Origin of the sequence: Microbacterium sp. CPCC 204701 (assembly GCF_004010105.1) — a bacterium.
GTDB lineage: Bacteria > Actinomycetota > Actinomycetes > Actinomycetales > Microbacteriaceae > Microbacterium.
The window spans coordinates 1-3,169 of record NZ_RRYE01000342.1 but is presented as its reverse complement, the minus strand read 5'-3'; the positions used below and the strand labels follow the sequence as shown (position 1 = coordinate 3,169).

3 protein-coding genes are annotated in these 3,169 nt (G+C 70.3%); all 3 read left to right on the top strand.

All coding sequences use genetic code 11. The features are described from left to right. The coding region (locus EIO58_RS15065) for an ATP-binding protein (protein ID WP_240658910.1) at window positions 1-329 on the top strand (329 nt) is incomplete at its 5' end. Beyond that, on the top strand, window positions 298-999 hold the full coding sequence (locus EIO58_RS15060; protein WP_205789314.1) for a response regulator transcription factor: 702 nt from the start codon (window positions 298-300) through the stop codon (window positions 997-999). The genes EIO58_RS15065 and EIO58_RS15060, both read left to right, overlap by 32 nt. Window positions 1,000-1,043: 44 nt before the next feature. Then, a partial coding sequence (locus tag EIO58_RS15055; protein WP_127820201.1) for an ATP-dependent helicase occupies window positions 1,044-3,169 on the top strand: 2,126 nt, incomplete at its 3' end.

Genomic DNA, 3,169 nt, shown 5'->3' with positions numbered 1-3,169 from the left:
CCGAGCGCGCCAGCGGCGACGTGGCGGCGGCCTCGCGCGAGGCGATGCTCAACGCGGCGCGCCACGCCGGCGGCGAGGTCTCGGTGTACATCGAGGGCAACGCGACGGCGGTCGACGTGTACGTGCGCGACCGCGGCCCGGGGTTCGACCTCGAAGCTGTGCCGGGCGACAGGCTCGGCATCCGTGAGTCCATCGTGGGGCGCATGCGCCGCGCCGGAGGATCGGCGACGGTCCGGCGGGGCGCCGGCGGCGGCACCGAGGTGCACCTGCGGTTCGCGAACGACCCGGGCGTGAAGGATGCCGCGACCGCGGAGGTGCGGCGTGGCTGAGTCGCCGGTGCGCGTCGTGATCGTCGACGACCACTCCATCTTCCGCTCCGGGCTGCGGGCCGACCTCGACGCGTCGGTCGAGGTGGTCGGCGAGGCTGCCGACGTCGCGGCGGCGATCACTGTCATCGAGGCGACGCGGCCGGACGTGGTGCTCCTCGACGTGCACCTGCCGTCCGGGGCCGGGGCGTCGGTTCCCGAGGCATCGGGGGGTGAGGCGGTGATCCGGGCGGCGGCGCCGGTGGTGCCGACGGCGCGCTTCCTGGCGCTGAGCGTGTCGGATGCGGCCGAAGACGTCGTGCGCGTCATCCGTGCGGGTGCCCGCGGCTACATCACGAAGGGGTCGTCGGGCGCGGAGGTGAGCCGCGCGGTCCACGCCGTGGCCGACGGGGATGCCGTGTTCTCGCCGCGCCTCGCGGGCTTCGTGCTCGACGCGTTCGGGGCACCCGTCGGCGAGACGGCCGCGACGAGCGACGAGCTCGACCGCCTGTCGGCGCGCGAGCAGGAGGTGATGCGGCTCATCGCCCGCGGCTATGCCTACAAGGAGGTCGCCGCCGAGCTGTTCATCTCGATGAAGACCGTCGAGTCGCACGTGTCGGCCGTGCTGCGCAAGCTGCAGCTGTCGTCGAGGTACGAGCTGACCGCCTGGGCATCGGAGCGCCGGCTGCTCTGACGCCGGGGGCACGTGTCGGGCGCCGCGCCTACACTTGATGGGACATGACCGACGCCACTCCCACCGCGCCGGGCGCGGCTGCTGTTCGTCCCATCATCCTGGACGGAAGCGTCGGCCCGCGCGTTGGCGCCGCCGCCGGCGCGCGCCCCGACGAAGACCTGCTCGCAGGGCTCAACCCGCAGCAGCGCGACGCCGTCACCTACCGCGGCCCGGCGCTGCTCATCGTCGCCGGTGCCGGTTCGGGCAAGACGAGCGTGCTGACCCGGCGCATCGCGTCGCTGCTGCGGGGTCGCGAGGCGTGGCCGAGCCAGATCCTCGCGATCACCTTCACCAACAAGGCCGCGGGCGAGATGCGCGAGCGCGTCGAGCACCTGGTCGGCGACGCGGCGCGCGGCATGTGGATCTCGACGTTCCACTCGGCGTGCGTGCGGATCCTCCGGCGCGAGGCCGAGCAGTTCGGGTTCACGAAGGCCTTCACGATCTACGACTCGGGGGATTCGCGCGCCCTCATCAAGCGGCTCGTGAAAGAGCACGAGGCCGACGCCTACGGACTCACGCCCGCCGCCACTCAGGGCAAGATCTCCAAGCTCAAGAACGAGCTGGCGGATGCCGAGTCCTACGCCCGGTCCGCGAACATGAACGATCCCGCCGAGCGGGTGTTCGTCGAGCTGTTCGCGGCGTACCAGCGCGAGCTGCAGCGGGCCAACGCCTTCGACTTCGACGATCTCATCGCGCAGACGGTGTTCCTGTTCCGCGCGTTCCCGCACGTGGCCGACGTGTACCGGCGGCGGTTCCGGCATGTGCTGGTCGATGAGTACCAAGACACCAACCACGCGCAGTACGCGCTCATCCATGAGCTCACGCGACCTGTCGTCGGCGATGCCGAGCCGTATGCCGCCGGAGGCATGATGATCTTCGACGCGGCGGACGCGCCCGAGCTCGAGGGCGCGTCGCTCACGGTCGTCGGCGACTCCGACCAGTCGATCTACGCGTTCCGGGGCGCCGACATCCGCAACATCAGCGAGTTCGAGAAGGACTTCCCGGGCGCGAAGGTCGTCCTGCTCGAGCAGAACTACCGCTCTACCCAGAACATCCTCTCGGCCGCGAACGCCGTGATCAGCCACAACTTCGACCGCAAAGACAAGCGGCTGTGGACCGATGTCGGCGAGGGCGAGAAGATCGTCGGCTTCACCGGCTACTCGCAGCACGACGAGGCCCAGTTCGTGGCCGACGAGATCGAGACCCTCCACCGCGACGGCGTCGACTACTCGCAGATCGCCGTGTTCTACCGCACCAACTCGCAGTCCCGTGCGCTGGAAGAGATCTTCATCCGCTCGGCGCTGCCCTACAAGATCATGGGCGGCACCAAGTTCTACGAGCGCGCCGAGATCAAGGACGCCCTGGCGTACCTCGTCGCCGTCGCGAACCCTGCCGACGAGATGGCGATGCGGCGCATCATCAACCGGCCGCGCCGGGGCATCGGCGACGTGACGATCGAGACGATCTCGCGCTATGCCGTCGATCAGCAGATCACCTTCCGCGACGCGCTCGCGAACTCCTCGGCGCTGGGCGTCGGCCCCAAGATCCAGGCGGCCATCGCACATCTCGACGCGGTGCTGGCCGAGGCATCCGAGATCATGCTCCCGGCGTCGGGAGAGCTCGCGCCCCCGACGGCCGTCGCCGACGGGCTCCAGCTGCTGCTGTCGAAGAGCGGGTACTACGACGCGCTGCGGGCGAGCAAGGACGCGCAGGACGAAGCCCGCATCGAGAACCTCGACGAGCTCGTCGCGGTGGCCCGCGAGTTCGCGCGCAACAACCCCGAGGGAACGATCCTCGACTTCCTCACGGAGGTGGCGCTGGTGTCGGATGCCGACGACCTGGAAGACGCGTCGGGCTCGGTGTCGCTCATGACCCTGCACACGGCCAAGGGCCTCGAATACGACGCGGTGTTCGTCACCGGCGTCGAGGAGGACCTCATCCCGCACCGCATCTCGGCAGGGGAGCCGGGCGGTCCGCAGGAGGAGCGGCGCCTCTTCTACGTCGGCATCACGCGCGCCCGCAAGCGCCTGTACCTGTCGCTCGCGATGACCCGCGCGCAGTTCGGCGAGGTGACGGTGGCGATGCCGAGCCGGTTCCTGCAGGAGATCCCCGCCGAGCTGCTGCACTGGCG